13 protein-coding genes are annotated in these 13,782 nt (G+C 72.4%); 6 read left to right on the plus strand and 7 right to left on the minus strand.

Annotated features, from left to right (window positions below):
• Window positions 1–86 precede the first annotated feature (86 nt).
• Entirely contained in the window at window positions 87–428 is a 342-nt protein-coding gene (locus BMX74_RS24600) for a helix-turn-helix transcriptional regulator (RefSeq protein WP_055502801.1), read from the plus strand.
• On the opposite strand, the gene BMX74_RS24605 is transcribed toward BMX74_RS24600, so the two are convergent.
• The gene (locus BMX74_RS24605) at window positions 406–1,065 is read right to left on the minus strand and encodes a permease prefix domain 1-containing protein (RefSeq protein ID WP_091103180.1); all 660 of its coding nucleotides are present in this window, start codon (window positions 1,063–1,065) and stop codon (window positions 406–408) included. The genes BMX74_RS24600 and BMX74_RS24605 overlap by 23 nt on opposite strands.
• A gap of 106 nt (window positions 1,066–1,171) precedes the next feature.
• Here BMX74_RS24605 and BMX74_RS24610 point away from each other — a divergent pair, with 106 nt between their 5' ends.
• Both BMX74_RS24610 and BMX74_RS24615 read left to right on the plus strand, forming a co-directional pair.
• The gene (locus BMX74_RS24610; protein ID WP_055502800.1) at window positions 1,172–1,525 is read left to right on the plus strand and encodes an ArsR/SmtB family transcription factor; all 354 of its coding nucleotides are present in this window, start codon (window positions 1,172–1,174) and stop codon (window positions 1,523–1,525) included.
• Window positions 1,518–1,949 carry an SRPBCC family protein gene (locus tag BMX74_RS24615; protein ID WP_055502799.1) on the plus strand — a complete coding sequence of 144 codons (432 nt, stop codon included), beginning with the start codon at window positions 1,518–1,520 and terminating at the stop codon, window positions 1,947–1,949. The genes BMX74_RS24610 and BMX74_RS24615 overlap by 8 nt, the downstream gene beginning before the upstream one ends.
• A 28-nt stretch (window positions 1,950–1,977) precedes the next feature.
• Here the strand turns inward: BMX74_RS24615 and BMX74_RS24620 are convergent, their stop codons facing one another.
• The gene (locus tag BMX74_RS24620) at window positions 1,978–3,405 is read right to left on the minus strand and encodes a pentapeptide repeat-containing protein (RefSeq protein ID WP_091103075.1); all 1,428 of its coding nucleotides are present in this window, start codon (window positions 3,403–3,405) and stop codon (window positions 1,978–1,980) included.
• 106 nt (window positions 3,406–3,511) lie between these two features.
• On the opposite strand from BMX74_RS24620, the gene BMX74_RS24625 reads away from it, so the two are divergent.
• Together BMX74_RS24625 and BMX74_RS24630 are read left to right on the plus strand one after the other, a co-directional pair.
• Window positions 3,512–5,200, plus strand: a complete 1,689-nt coding sequence (locus BMX74_RS24625) for an ExeM/NucH family extracellular endonuclease (RefSeq protein WP_091103076.1) — start codon at window positions 3,512–3,514, stop codon at window positions 5,198–5,200.
• Window positions 5,201–5,334: 134 nt separating this feature from the next.
• Entirely contained in the window at window positions 5,335–5,709 is a 375-nt protein-coding gene (locus BMX74_RS24630; RefSeq protein WP_055502797.1) for a thioredoxin family protein, read from the plus strand.
• Between the two features lie 61 nt (window positions 5,710–5,770).
• Here the strand turns inward: BMX74_RS24630 and BMX74_RS24635 are convergent, their stop codons facing one another.
• The 4 genes from BMX74_RS24635 to BMX74_RS24650 all read right to left on the minus strand — a co-directional run bounded on the left by BMX74_RS24635 (window position 5,771) and on the right by BMX74_RS24650 (window position 10,476).
• Window positions 5,771–6,532, minus strand: a complete 762-nt coding sequence (locus BMX74_RS24635; RefSeq protein WP_082534822.1) for an SAM-dependent methyltransferase — start codon at window positions 6,530–6,532, stop codon at window positions 5,771–5,773.
• A 196-nt stretch (window positions 6,533–6,728) separates the two neighbouring features.
• Window positions 6,729–8,066: a class II 3-deoxy-7-phosphoheptulonate synthase gene (locus BMX74_RS24640; RefSeq protein ID WP_055502796.1), complete on the minus strand. Its 1,338-nt coding sequence runs from the start codon at window positions 8,064–8,066 to the stop codon at window positions 6,729–6,731.
• A gap of 67 nt (window positions 8,067–8,133) precedes the next feature.
• Complete coding sequence (locus BMX74_RS24645; protein WP_091103078.1) at window positions 8,134–9,321, minus strand: FAD-dependent oxidoreductase; 1,188 nt, start codon at window positions 9,319–9,321, stop codon at window positions 8,134–8,136.
• A 207-nt stretch (window positions 9,322–9,528) separates the two neighbouring features.
• Window positions 9,529–10,476, minus strand: a complete 948-nt coding sequence (locus BMX74_RS24650; protein ID WP_091103080.1) for a LysR family transcriptional regulator — start codon at window positions 10,474–10,476, stop codon at window positions 9,529–9,531.
• A 77-nt stretch (window positions 10,477–10,553) separates the two neighbouring features.
• Between BMX74_RS24650 and BMX74_RS24655 the strand changes: the two genes are divergently transcribed.
• Window positions 10,554–12,818 carry a M64 family metallopeptidase gene (locus tag BMX74_RS24655; protein ID WP_091103181.1) on the plus strand — a complete coding sequence of 755 codons (2,265 nt, stop codon included), beginning with the start codon at window positions 10,554–10,556 and terminating at the stop codon, window positions 12,816–12,818.
• On the opposite strand, the gene BMX74_RS24660 is transcribed toward BMX74_RS24655, so the two are convergent.
• The gene (locus BMX74_RS24660; protein ID WP_091103081.1) at window positions 12,753–13,757 is read right to left on the minus strand and encodes a phosphotransferase family protein; all 1,005 of its coding nucleotides are present in this window, start codon (window positions 13,755–13,757) and stop codon (window positions 12,753–12,755) included. The genes BMX74_RS24655 and BMX74_RS24660 overlap by 66 nt on opposite strands.
• Window positions 13,758–13,782 lie beyond the last annotated feature (25 nt).

The following is a 13,782-nucleotide window of genomic DNA, read 5'->3' on the forward strand; positions in this document are numbered from 1 at the left end:
GTCCACCTTCTTGTTGTGTCTGTCTACATATAGAGAGCCTACATGTAGACTGTCTACATGAGGAACGGTTGCCTAAGATCTGAGCCATGAACCCTGACGCGCTGCGCGGGCACATGGACGCCCTGCTGCTCTCGGTGCTCGAGCGGGGGCCCCTGCACGGCTACGCCATCATCGAGGCGCTCCAGGAGCGCAGCGGCGGCGTGCTGAACGTGCCGACGGGCACCGTCTACCCGGCGCTGCGCCGGCTGGAGCGCATCGGCCACCTCGACAGCGAGTGGGCCACGGTGGGCGGGCGCAAGCGGCGTACGTACCGGCTCACCGAGTCGGGAAGGAAGCAGCTCGAAGGGGAACGGTCGGCCTGGCGCGAGTTCGCGGGCGTGATCGGCAGCGTGCTGCGCGCCGACGTCAGGCCGTCGTCGTCCGGCTGATCCGCAGGCAGCGCGTCGCGCCGTACATCTGCATGCCCCACAGCGCCACCGTCACGAGGTTGGCCGGCACCGAGGGCAGGAAGCCGAGCGTGTTGGGCGCGGACGTGCCGTGCGACAGCAGCAGGCTGAGCGCGAAGGTGACGGGCAGCATGGTCCAGACGAGCACGCCCAGCGACCTCGTCACCGGGCGGGGCCGCAGCCACCGCACGCCCCGGCCCAGCGCGAACAGCGCCAGCCCGCCGTACAGGCCGGTGCCGAGCTGCAGGACGTCGAGCAGCCGGGAGACCGGGTGGTACCAGGCGGGCTGGCGAGCCCACGAGACCGGGTCGGCCGGGTAGAGGCGCCACAGCACCGACCACATGAGCACGGTGACGGGCACGCTGATGAACAGCAGCATGCCGAGCCGCCGCCCGGCGCACGCGGTGAGCTCGGCCTGGTAGCCGGGCGCGACGACCGTGACGGGCCCGAACTCCTCGACCGCGCGCCGCTCGGCCTCCGCCCGGTCGAGCCCCTCGTCCTCCAGCGCGTCGGCGGTGTCGACCAGGCTGTCGCGTGCCTCGACGACCAGGTCGCGCTTCGCGCCCGCCGGCCCGGACAGGGCCCGGCCGAGATCGGCCACGTAGTCGTCGATCAGCATGATCCGAGTGTACGACCCGGCCGGCTCCCCGGCCATCGGGGATCTCCCCTACGGGTTGTGATGTAGGAATTTTCCTACATATAGTGTCCGGCATGGTGATTCCGGCATGACGGCCGACCCCGTGTTCGCGGCGCTGGCCAGCCCCGCCCGGCGCGAGCTGCTGCGCCTGCTGCTGGAGGAGGGGGCGCAGCCCGCCGGGCGGCTCGCCGAGCGGTTCGACATGAGCAGGCCGAGCGTCTCCGAGCACCTGAAGGTGCTCAGGGACGCCGGTCTCGTGGCCGAGACGCGCAGAGGCAGGGAGCGGCACTACCGCCTGGAGGCGGCGCCGCTCATGGAGGTCCGCGACTGGCTCACGCCGTACGAGCGGTTCTGGCGCGAACGGCTCACCGGCCTGAGCGCGCTGCTCGACGAGCTGGAGGAGACGGACGCGACACAGGAGAGCGAGGAGAACGATGGATGACGACCAGCGGGCCATCAGGCTCGACCAGTACGTGGCCCACCCGCCGGAGAAGGTGTGGCGGGCGCTGACCGAGCCGGAGCTCATCGCCCGCTGGCTCATGCCCAACGACTTCAGGCTGGAGGTGGGGCACCGCTTCACGTTCACCACCGCGCCGAGGAGGAACGTCGGGTTCGACGGGGTCGTCCACTGCGAGGTGCTGGCGTTCGAGCCGGGTGAGCTGCTGCGCATCAGCTGGAGCGACGGCAGGCGGGCCGACTGGACCGTCACCTGGCGGCTGCGTCCCGAGGGCCGGGGCACCCGCGTCCTGTTCGACCACGAGGGCTTCGACCCCGGCGACGAGGCGCAGGTGCTCGCCCGCAAGATCATGGGAGGCGGCTGGCGCTCCCACTTCTCGAAGATCGAGGAGATCGCGGGCGAGCTGTAGGCGGCGCGCCGGCTCCCACGGCCCGGCGTCAGCCGTGGACGGACGGGACGTGGGTGCCGGCCCGCCGCTCGGCGTGCGACGCCGACGTCCACAGCACCGCGCCCGCGGTGACCGCGGCCAGCAGGGCGAACCAGGCCGCGAACCGTCCCGTCCTGCGGGAGGACACCAGGCAGGCCGCCCGTGAGGACACCAGGGACAACACCAGGAAGGACGCCAGGGAGGACGCCGACAGCCACGGCATGATCGTCCAGCGGCGGCCCGCGGCCTGCCGGCGCATCTCCAGCGCGGCGAAGGCGAAGTCGTCGGAGGTGCCGCGGTCGTCCACCCGGCCGCGCAGCTCGGCGTAGAGGTCGGCCAGGCCGCCCGGTGTCGCCCACGGGCCGTCCTGCGGGTCGCCGGTGAGCAGGGTGCGCTCGTCGGCCAGGGCGCTGCGGCGGGAGAACCAGCGCACCATCGGCCTGCGCACGCTGACCCGCAGCCCGCGCGGCGTCAGCGCGAACGTGCAGTCCTTCACCCGCACCCCCGACGGGTGTGCGAGCCCCGCGAACCTGCAGGCCGACAGGTCCAGGCCCGATAACGCCAGGCTGGGCGCGTCCACCCCGCGCAGCGACGTCACCCTCGACCTGCCCCTGCCCGTCACCGTGGCGGGGCCGCGCAGCACCGCGCCCTCCAGGTCGGCGTACGAGTCGGTGAGCCGCAGCGTGGTGGCGCCCGCCACCTCGGTCCTGCGCAGGTCCACGCCGCACCCGGCGACCGTCATGTCGAGCAGGCCGTCGGCGCGGGCCCGCACGAGCGACAGGCGGCCCGTGGCCGACAGGTACGCGTCGGCGGCGAAGTGCGCCCCGTCGAACCCGGCGCTCCCCGTCACCTTGCGGAACGACAGCGTGCGGCCGAACCTGGCGCCGCGGAAGGCCGCGCCGTCGCCGATCCGCGCGCCGTCGAACGTGGCGTACCCGTCGAACCTGGCCCGCTCGCACGACAGGCCGCGTTCGAGGACGGCCTGGCCGAACAGCGCGTCACGCGACATCACGGCGCGCTCCAGCGAGACGTGCCCCCGCGCCCGCACGCCGTGGAAGGACAGCTCGCGCGCGAAGACGGCGCCCGCCAGGGAGACGTTGCGTTCGAAGCGGGCGCCGAAGAACGACGCCAGCCGGTCGAACCTGGCGCCGTCGAGCGAGACGTCCCCGGCGAACGTGACGCCGGCGAGCCTGACGTCGCCGGTGAACCTGGCCCGGTCGAGGCGGGTGCGTCCGGGGCGGTGGCCGGCCGCCTCCAGCACGCGGGCGAGCAGGTCGCCGGTGAGCACGGTCCCGCGCAGGTCGAGCAGGCGGCCGGGGGCCATCCCGGCGAGCGCGGCGGCCAGGTCGTCGGGGGGCAGGTGGGCGAGGCAGTGACCGGACGGCTGGTGGGCGACTCCGGTGCATGCGGCCGAATACGCGCAGGTGACCCAGTCCATGCAGTGCTCATACCCGCCCCGGAGCACTGTCAAGGTTCGATGATTTAATGTTCTAGCCACATTTACGTGGAATTATGTGGTCAAAACTGGCTCTACAGTGCCGGTCATGCGTGTTTTACCTCGGGCCTCCTTCGGCGCCCTCCTCGTCGTGGCGCTCGGCGCCACCCCGGCTCTCGCCGACTCGGCCGCCGCGGCCGCCTGCGACACCCCCGCGACGCACCGCGTCTCGCAGGTGCAGGGCGCCGGCGACGCCACCCCGGTCCCCGGCCAGACCGTACGGGTCGAAGGCGTCGTCACCGGTGACTTCCAGCGCACCGACCAGCTCAGCGGCTTCTTCATCCAGGACCCGCGGCCCGACTCCGACCCCAGGACCTCCGAGGGCCTGTTCGTCTTCGCCCGGGAGTCCTTCAAGGACGTCAAGCCCGGCGATCGCGTCCTCGTCACCGGCAAGGCGACCGAGTACAACGGCTGGACCGAGCTGTCGCCCGTCAGCGCCGTGGACGTGTGCGGCACCGGCGCCGTGACGCCCCAGCCGTACACGCTGCCCGGCGACGGCCTCGAAGCCGTCGAGAACATGCTCCTGACCTTCCCCCAGCCGCTGACCGTCAGCGACACCTACAACCTCGGCCGCTACGGCGAGGTCACCCTCGCCGCCGGCGGGCGCGTCTTCCAGTCCACCGACAGGCCCGGCGTCGACCCCGCCGCCGACAAGCGCCGCTCCCTCCTGCTGGACGACGGCTCCACCCGCGAGAACCCCGCCACGCTGCCCCCGATCGTGCGGCTCGGCGACGTCGCCACCGGCCTGACCGGCGTGCTCGGCTACGGCTTCGGCCAGTACCGGCTCCAGCCCACCCAGCCCGTCCCGTACGCCGGGGCCAACCCGCGCACGCCGCGCCCGGAGCCCGTCGTGGGCAACGTCACCGTGGCGTCGTTCAACACGCTCAACTGGTTCACCACCGTCGGCACGCGCGGCGCGAGCAACCCGCAGGAGCAGCAGCGGCAGCTCGCCAAGCTGGTGGCCGCGCTCAAGGGCGTCGACGCCGACGCGGTCGCGCTGATGGAGGTCGAGAACAACGGCCAGACCGCGCTCCAGGCCCTCGTGGACGCGCTCAACGCCGAGGTCGGAGCCGGCACGTACGCCGCGCTGCGGCACCCGAACCCCGGCACCGACGTCATCCACGTCGGCCTGATCTACAAGCCCGCCAAGCTGAAGCCGGTCGGCGAGGCGTCCTCCTCGCAGGACCCGGTCTTCACCCGGCCGCCGCTCATCCAGACCTTCCGCAGGGTCACCGGCGGCCAGCCGTTCACCATGGTCGTCAACCACCTCAAGTCGAAGGGCAGCTGCCCCGCCGGCGGCCCGGACGCCGACCAGGGCGACGGGCAGAGCTGCTGGAACGCCACCCGCGTCAAGCAGGCGCAGGCGCTGCTGCAGATCGTGGACGACCTGCCGAACCCGATCGTCCTCGGCGACCTCAACGCCTACGGCGAGGAGGACCCGATCGACACGCTGGAGGCGGGCGGCCTGACCAGCGTCACCAAGAAGTTCGTGCCCGAGGAGCAGCGCTACAGCTACCTGTTCCAGGGCCAGTCGGGCGAGCTCGACCACGCCTTCGTCGGCCGGCAGCTGCTCAAGCGCGTCACCAGCGCCACGATCTGGCACATCAACGCCGACGAGCCGCGCGTCCTCGACTACAACACCGAGTACAACCCGCCGGACCTCTACCGTCCCGACGCCTACCGCTCCTCCGACCACGACCCGCTCGTCGTCGGCCTGACCCTGCCGGGCGGCCGCTGAGCCCGTCCCGTCGCCGCAGGTCGAGGCCCGGGTCGCGCGCGGCGCGCGGCCCGGGCCCGGGCATGGAATGCTGGTGATGGGTACGTGGTTGACAGGTACTGCGACAGAGTCCACCGACGAGCGAGGAGCCACTTGTGGCGACCATCGAAGTAACCGAGAAGAACTTCAACGACATCGCCGACAAGGGGATCGTCCTGCTCGACTTCTGGGCGACCTGGTGCCCGCCGTGCCGGAAGTTCGGGCCGATCTTCGAGGCCGCGTCCGAGAAGCACGAGGACATCACGTTCGGCAAGATCGACACGGACGCCGAGCAGGGGCTCGCGCAGGGCTTCGACATCACGTCCATCCCCACGCTCATGGCGATCCGCGACGGCATCGTCGTCTTCGCCCAGGCCGGCGCCGTCCCGGCCCCGACGCTGGAGGACCTCATCCGCCAGGTCCGCGCGCTCGACATGGACGCCATCAGGGCCGAGCTGGCCGAAGAGCTCAAGAACGCCCAGCAGGGCTGAGAACGTGAGGAAGGCCCCGCCGACCGGCGGGGCCTTCCTCACGTCCGGAACGTCGACGGGGTCAGAGCTTGCGGCCGACCCCCGCGTAGCCGATGGCCGTGCCGCCCGTCACCGGGCCCTCGGGGCGCCAGTCCTTCGGGTACACCAGCCCCGGCTCGGCCAGCTCGTAGCCGTCGAAGAAACGCGCGATCTCCTCGTGGGTGCGCAGGTTGAGTGCCGCCGTCGACTGCCTGTACACCTCCAGCGCCTGCGGCGTGGTGTCGGGCTTGGCGTCGATGGCGTGGCTGATCACGAGGTGGCTGCCCGGCGCGCTCGCCTCACGCAGCTTGCCCACCGCTGGGTAGGCGACGTCGTCCGGGATGAAGTGGAGGATGGCCAGCATGAGGAAGGCCACCGGGCGGTCGAGGTCGATCAGCCCGTCCAGCTTCTCCAGGAGCGCCCCCGGCTGCCTCACGTCGGCCTGGACGAAGTCGACGTTCTCGCGCCTGGCCAGCAGCGCCCGTCCGTGCGCGCACACCACCGGGTCGTAGTCGACGTAGACGACGCGGGCCTCGGGAGCGATCTCGTGGGTGTTGCCCTGCGTCGGCAGGCCCGCGCCCACGTCGACGATCTGCCGGATGCCGGAGTCGGCCAGGTGCCGCACCGCCCGGCGCAGGAACGCCCGGTTCTCGCGCGCGGAGTCGCGCGTCGCGGGGAACAGCTTGAGTATCTGCTCCGCCGCCTCGCGGTCGGCCGCGAAGTTGTCCTTGCCGCCGAGGTAGTAGTCGTACATCCGCGCGACGTTGGGGACGCTGGGGTCGACCCCCTCCGGGGCACTGTCCACGGTTTCTCCCGAAAATCCATGCTTTTCGGGTGATCATAGCCGTACTAGAACGGCATTCGCCGGGTTTCTTGCAGGTTGTGAGCTATGTGCGTCGGGCGCGGGCACCGAAGGATGCCCGCGCCCGGAACGGTCGCGCAGAGGGTCGCACAAGGACGGGCCGGACCGTTGGATCAGGCCGTGAGCCAGGCCCTGCAGGTCAGGCGCGGTAGAGCTCCGCCACGCGGAAGGCCAGGTCGAGCGACTGGCCGCGGTTGAGGCGCGGGTCGCAGGCCGTCTCGTAGCGGGTGGCGAGGTCGTCCTCGGCGATCTCGTGTCCGCCGCCGACGCACTCGGTGACGTCGTCGCCGGTGAACTCGATGTGGATGCCGCCCGGGTGGGTGCCCAGCGCGCGGTGCACCTCGAAGAACCCGGCCACCTCGTCGAGCACGTCGTCGAGCCGGCGCGTCTTGTGCCCGCTCGGCGCCTCGAAGGTGTTGCCGTGCATCGGGTCGCACAGCCACGCCACCTGCGCCCCGGCGGCCGTGACCTCCTTCACCAGCGCTGGCAGGAGCTCGCGGACCTTGGAGGCGCCCATGCGGGTGATGAACGTGAGCCGCCCCGCCTCGTTGTGCGGGTTGAGCTTCTCCACCAGGGACAGCGCCTCGTGGGGCGTGGTGGTGGGGCCGAGCTTGACGCCGATCGGGTTCTGGATGCGGGAGAAGAAGTCGACGTGCGCCCCGTCGAGCTGGCGGGTGCGCTCGCCGATCCAGACCATGTGCGCCGACACGTCGTACGGCAGGCCCGTACGCGAGTCGATGCGGGTGAGCGCGCGGTCGTAGTCGAGGATCAGGGCCTCGTGCGAGGAGTAGAACTCGACCGTGTGGAACTCCTCGGGCTCCGCGCCGCAGGCGCGCATGAACGCGAGCGCCTGGTCGATCTCCCTGGCGAGCTGCTCGTAGCGGCGCCCCGCCGGGGACTCGCCGACGAAGTCCTGGTTCCAGGCGTGCACCTGGCGCAGGTCGGCGTAGCCGCCCTTGGTGAACGCGCGGGCCAGGTTCAGCGTCACGGCCGACGAGTGGTAGGCCTTCAGCAGCCGCCACGGGTCGGGCGTGCGCGCCTCCGGCGTGAAGTCGAAGCCGTTGACCATGTCGCCGCGGTAGGCGGGCAGCTCGACGCCCTCGCGGATCTCGGTGGGCTTGGAGCGCGGCTTGGCGAACTGGCCCGCCACCCGGCCGATCTTCACGACCGGCACCTTGGCGGCGTAGGTCAGCACGATCGCCATCTGCAGCAGCGTCTTGAGCTTGTTGCGCACGTTGTCGGCGGTGGCGCCGGAGAACGTCTCCGCGCAGTCACCCCCCTGCAGGACGAACGCCTCGCCGCGCGCGACGGCCGCCAGCTGCTGCTTGAGCTGGTCGCACTCGCCCGCGAAGACGAGGGGAGGCAGGCCGCCGAGCTCGGCGACGACCTTGTCGAGCTCGCCGCGGTCGGGCCAGTCGGGCTGCTGCGCCGCGGGGAGCGCTCGCCAGGAATCGAGATCCACGAGTTTGCTGCTCACGAGATACGAGGGTATTCCACTGGGTCGTGCGTACCGACCTACCTGTCCACCTACTGAGAAGCCTATGTCACGTCCGTACGTGCTCCGGGAGCACGCCGAAGCCGATGAACCGCCGCGTGACCTTGCTGAGCAGCGGGAACTCGCTGACGTCCGACGGCAGGAAGGACGGATCGAAACTCCGGCTCAGCGCCGGGCGGATCACGCGGTTCTGGACGATCCGCTGCGCCGCCTGCGTCACGACCGTGGGGGGCGTGCGCCGCCGCTGCAGGAGGGCGAGGGTCCGCTCCGGGATCGGCGCGCCCGCCGCGAGGGGGCGCGCGAGGAGGTTCGCCGCGGCGACCGCGTCCTGGACGGCCAGGTTGATGCCGACGCCGAACACCGGCGACATGGCGTGCGCGGCGTCGCCGATGCACACGAACCCCGGCCGGTGCCAGCGGCGCAGCCGGTTCAGCGCCACCGTCAGCATGCTGACGTCCTCGTAGCCCGCGATCTCGCCGATCCTGTCCCGCGTGAACGGCAGCAGCTCCGCCACCGGCCCGCGCAGCGCGTCGATGCCGGAGGCGGCCAGCCGCTCGTACGCGCCCTTCGGGATCAGGTAGGCCAGCTGCCAGTACGTCTCCCGGTTGATCGCGACCATGATCCGGCCGCTCGAGATGCGCAGGAACGGCTCGTCGGGGTCGGACTCCTTGCGGGGCAGGCGGAACCACAGCACGTCCATGGGCGCGCCGAGCTCGCGCGGTCTCAGGCCGGCCCGGCGGCGCAGCACCGAGTGCCGTCCGTCGGCCGCCACCGTGAGCGCCGCCCTGATCTCGTGCTCGCCCGAGGCGTCGCGGTAGCGCAGGCCGCGCACCGCGCCGCCCTCGCGCACCAGGTCGTACGCCTCGGCCTGCATGAGCAGGCGGAAGTTCGGGTAGCGCCGCGCCTGCGACGTGATGAGTTCAAGGAAGTCCCACTGCGGGACGAACGCGATGAACGGGAACCGCGTCCGCAGGCGGCGCAGGTCCGCCAGCCTGATCCGCCGGCTGTCGGTGAGCATGCTCAGTTCGTTCGCCTTGCGGTGCGGCAGCTTCAGGAACTCCTCCGCCAGGCCGATCTCGTCCAGCACCTCCATGGTGGACGGATGGATGGTGTCGCCCCTGAAGTCCCTGAGGAAGTCGGCGTGCTTCTCCAGCAGCGTCACCTCGACGCCGGCCCTGGCCAGGAGCAACCCCAGCATCGCGCCTGCGGGCCCTCCGCCCGCGATCACACACGACATAATTCATCACCCGTTGACATTCTCTCTCGCCCCAACCCCTGTGACAACCCCTACCCAGGGCCGGGCGCCCGCGCCGTTGCGGGAACAAGCGAGGGGCGCTGCGGCGCGGCACGGGGCGGAGTCGCGCGCGCCGCCCCCGGCGGGCGTCCTTCGGGGAAGGGGCGGTATGCGAGGCCGGGCGGCAGGAGAGCCTTCGGCGGCGGGTCGTCAGGAGGGGAGGGGCGGGCGGCCGTGGAGCGCGGTCCAGGCGGTGTAGGAGGGGCTGCGCGCGGCCACGGCGGCGTGGGCGGCGCGGGCGCTCTCCAGCAGGGCCGGCGCGTGCGGCGCGAAGCTGGGACGCCAGATGAGCAGCAGCCGCATCCACAGCGGGTTCCCGCGCAGCGGCAGCACCGCCACGCGCTCCCCGGGGTCGTGCAGCGCCTGGCAGGCCGACACCGCGTGGCCCGCGCCGATGAGCTCCTTGCGGACCCCCGCCTCGACGAGCTGGTATCGGCCGCGCGGCGTGAACCCGGCCCGCGCGCACGCCTCCAGCAGGTGGTCGGGCCAGCCCATCCCGTCGGGAGGCGGCAGCACCCACGGCTCGCCCGCCAGGTCGGCCAGCTCCACCTCCTCTCGCCGGGCGAGCGGGTGCGCGGCGGGCAGCGCCACGAACACCGGCTCCACCGCCACCACCCCGAGCCCCCTGGACGGGTGGGGCCGCAGCTCGTGCCCCGGGTAGTCGGCGACGAGGGCGACGTCGAGCCGCCCGTTGGCGACCATGTCGACGAGGACGCGGACGAAGTGCTCGGTCTGCAGCGTCACCCGGGACTCCGGCAGCGCCCTGGCCAGGTTGGCGACGAGGGTGACGACGACCGGGTTCTCGAAGCTGCCCACCCGTACGGCCTGCCCCGCCAGCTCGTACGGCCCCGCCGCCAGCAGGTCGTCCACCCCCGCGAGCACGACGCGCGTCCTGGCCAGCACGAACTCGCCGAACGCGGTGACGGCGACGCCGCGGTGGTCGCGGGTGAAGACCGCGCCGCCGAGCAGCCGCTCGATGCGCCGGAGCTGCGCGGTGAGCGCGGGCTGGGAGACGCCGAGCGCCGCGGCGGCCTTGGTGACGCTGCCGTGGTCGGCGATGGCGCGGAGCGTCCTGAGGTGGCGCAACTCCAGCTGCATCCCGCAGAAGCTATCACGCCGGAGTTATCCCCTTATGGGATGAGACTGCGGGCCCTGCCGGGCCGATAGTGCTGGGCATGCGTAGATTAGCGGCCCTGGTGCTGGCCGCCGCCGTCGTCGTGTCCGTGCCTCCCGCTCACGCCGCCGCCGCGAACGGGACGGCCGCCGAGCCCGGCGCGGCCACCGTCGTGCCGGTCCAGGTGACGGGCGCCCCCGCCAAGCGGTTCAACCTGATCGTCATGGGTGACGGGTACACCGAGGCGGAGCAGGAGAAGTTCCGGCAGGACGTGGACCGCCACCTCAACGTCATGTGGTCGATCGAGCCGTTCAAGTCCTACCGCAACTACATCAACGTCTACCGCGTGGACATCGTCTCGGGCGAGTCGGGGGTCAGCTGCGACCCCGGCCTGGACGCGCCGCGCCGCACCACGCCCCTCGGCATGGGCTTCTGGGGCCAGTGCAACCCGGGCAGCGTCCAGCGGCTGATCACGATGAACAACACCGCCGCCACCCGGTACGCCAACCTCGTGACCGGCACCTCGTCCGGCAACAGGCAGATCCTGGCGCTCGCCAACAGCTCCACCTACGGCGGCGCGGGCGGCTCGTACGCCACCGCCTCCGGCAGCAACGCGATGTCGGCCCTGATCAGCCCGCACGAGCTGGGCCACTCGCTGGGCGGCCTGCAGGACGAGTACGACTACTACCAGCGTGGCGTCCCCGGCGGCGCCTACGCGGGCCCCGAGCCGTCGAGCGCCCACCACTCGCTGCTGACGGAGCAGCAGATGGGCGACCAGAAGAAGAAGTGGTGGCGCTGGCTGGGCGAGCCGAGCGAGTCGGGCGGCCCCATCGGCCGTTACGAGGGCGGCCTGTACCACACGTCGGGCGTCTGGCGGCCGAGCAGGCACTCCATGATGAAGACCCTCGGCTACTACTTCGACCAGGTCAGCCGCGAGGTGATGGTGCAGCGCATCACGGCGAAGACCATGGTCGTGCACGACTCGGCGCCCACGGACGCCCCGGTCGGCGCCGACCGGGTGCTGTGGGTGGAGCCGATGCGCCCGGTCAGCCACGCGCTGACGGTCACCTGGTCGGTGGACGGCAAGGAGCTGCCCGGCCGTGCCGAGTCGCTCGACCTGCGCACCCTCGGTCTCGCCGCGGGCAGGCACACGGTCACGGCGACGGTGTCGGACCCGACGGAGTTCGTCCGCGACCCCGCCGTGCGGGCGGCGCTGACCCGTACCCGCACCTGGACGGTGGACACCGCGGTCACCACCCCGCCGGACGGCACGGCGACCGCCATCGTGTCGTCCACGCCGACGGACCGGGCGCTCGGCCGTGACGAGGTCGTGTACGTGGAGACCACGCACCCGGCGGCCGTCGTCCCCGAGGTCGCCTGGACGGTGGACGGCCGCGCCGCGGGCGACGGCGGGAGCGACCTCGACCTGGGCGCCCTCGACCTGGCGGCGGGCGCGCACACGGTCACGGCGGCCCTCGGCGGCAGGACCCTGACCTGGACCGTGGACGCCGCCCCGCCCGCCACCGCGTACGAGCTGTCGGAGCCGCTGGCCCGCTCCGGCGACACCTACGTCTACAACGGCCCGTTCACCATGCGGCTGAAGAGCGACGACGACCGCGACGGCTACGTGGTGTCGGAGTCGCGCGTGGACGGCGACGGCTGGTTCAACTACTTCGGCTGGCCCACCTCGTCGGAGCTGCCCTGGACGTTCAGCGAGGAGGGCACCGTCATCGACTCGCTCGTCTACGGCAGGTTGCCGCGCGGCCGGCACACCGTCGAGTACCGCTCGATCGACGCCGCCGGCAACGCGGGCGAGGCGGGGAGCTTCACGGTCACGACGATCGCCCCGCCGCCCGCCTGCACCCGCACGGTCACGGGCGCGCACCGCGGCGCGCTGACCGTCGCCGACGGCGTGACCTGCCTGGACGGCGCCGAGGTCACCGGCCCGGTGACGGTGCGCGCCGGCGCGTCGCTCGTCATGAAGGGCGGGCACGTGAACGGCGCCGTGACCGCCGCAGGGCCCGCCGCGGTGCAGCTGCTGCGCGCCAGGATCGACGGCGCCGTCACCGTGTCAGGCGCCGGCTCCCTGGTCGTCGCGGGGACGCAGGTGCGCGGCGCGGTGACGCTGACCGGCGGCGCCGCGCCGATCGTGACCGGCTCGGTGATCCGCGGCGCGCTGTCCTGCTCGGGCAACGCCGCCGAGGCCGCCGACCTCGGCGTGCCGAACCAGGTCACGGGCGCGGGCGCGGGCCAGTGCGCGTCACCCTCCCGTGGCGTCACGTCCAAGGGGAAGGCGTACGAGGCGGTCCAGCACCCCGGCCAGTGAGGCCGTCGCGATGTCGCGGATCCTGGCGTACTCCGACTCGGGGTACTGCCGGGGGCCGTTCTCGACGAGCAGGATGAGGTACAGGTAGGCGCGGTACAGGTCGAACCTGGCCAGCGCGCGCGGGGTGAGCTCCAGCGGGCTCACCTCGCGGTACCCGGCGAGCAGCGGGTCGTCCTCGCTCAGCTCGCCGAAGAGCGTCGGCGTGACGAACTCGGCGAGCGGGTCGCCCCAGAACGCCCGCTCGTGGTCGATGATGGCCTGGATGCGCGGCGGCCCCGACAGGTCGAGGAACACGTTGCCCGCCCACACGTCGAAGTGGACGAGCCGCGGCGTCGTCACGTCGTCCAGCACGGGGGAGGCGGCCGTCACCACCGCCATGATCTCCCCGGCGGGGCGCGGCAGCGGCGTCGGGTAACGCTCGGTGTCGCCCAGCAGCGCCGCCGTCATCGCGAGGAACGCCTCCCGCCAGGTGCGGCCGACGATGCCGGCGTGCGGGTAGCCGAACACCTCACCCGTCACCGTGTTGAACCTGGCCAGGTGGCGGCCCAGCTCGCGGCGCAGGTCGTCCTCGGAGTCGGGTTTGACGGCGTTCCACGAGACGCCGTCGAGCGCCGCCATCAGCAGGTAGTCGCCGCCCAGCACCGGGTCGTCGAACCCGGCGACCAGCAGCTCGGGCACCGGCACGCCGGCCGCCGCGGCCAGCTCGTACGCCGCCGCCTCCATGCGCAGCAGGTTGCGCTCGTAGCTGAGCTGCTCCAGCTCGGGCGGCGGCGACAGCTTGAGCACCACCCGCCGCCCGTCGTCGAGCTCCAGCCGCCACACGGCGTTGGCGAAGCCGTCGGTCAGCTCGGTGGCCGACCTGACACCCGCCCCGACGGCCCTCCTGGCCAGCGCGTCGAGCTCGCCGCCCGACAGCCGGCGCTTCGTCCTGCTCTCCACGGGCACCCCGTTCCGGTCTGTGAGG

It is taken from the genome of Nonomuraea pusilla, from assembly GCF_900109355.1.
GTDB lineage: Bacteria > Actinomycetota > Actinomycetes > Streptosporangiales > Streptosporangiaceae > Nonomuraea > Nonomuraea pusilla.

What these genes read in the sequence shown, in the direction of transcription:
- BMX74_RS24600 (WP_055502801.1), top strand. Translation starts at nt 87, where the DNA reads ATGAACCCTGACGCGCTGCGCGGGCACATGGACGCCCTGCTGCTCTCG.
- BMX74_RS24605 (WP_091103180.1), bottom strand. Translation starts at nt 1,065, where the DNA reads ATGCTGATCGACGACTACGTGGCCGATCTCGGCCGGGCCCTGTCCGGG.
- BMX74_RS24610 (WP_055502800.1), top strand. Translation starts at nt 1,172, where the DNA reads ATGACGGCCGACCCCGTGTTCGCGGCGCTGGCCAGCCCCGCCCGGCGC.
- BMX74_RS24615 (WP_055502799.1), top strand. Translation starts at nt 1,518, where the DNA reads ATGGATGACGACCAGCGGGCCATCAGGCTCGACCAGTACGTGGCCCAC.
- BMX74_RS24620 (WP_091103075.1), bottom strand. Translation starts at nt 3,405, where the DNA reads ATGGACTGGGTCACCTGCGCGTATTCGGCCGCATGCACCGGAGTCGCC.
- BMX74_RS24625 (WP_091103076.1), top strand. Translation starts at nt 3,512, where the DNA reads ATGCGTGTTTTACCTCGGGCCTCCTTCGGCGCCCTCCTCGTCGTGGCG.
- BMX74_RS24645 (WP_091103078.1), bottom strand. Translation starts at nt 9,321, where the DNA reads ATGTCGTGTGTGATCGCGGGCGGAGGGCCCGCAGGCGCGATGCTGGGG.
- BMX74_RS24650 (WP_091103080.1), bottom strand. Translation starts at nt 10,476, where the DNA reads ATGCAGCTGGAGTTGCGCCACCTCAGGACGCTCCGCGCCATCGCCGAC.
- BMX74_RS24655 (WP_091103181.1), top strand. Translation starts at nt 10,554, where the DNA reads ATGCGTAGATTAGCGGCCCTGGTGCTGGCCGCCGCCGTCGTCGTGTCC.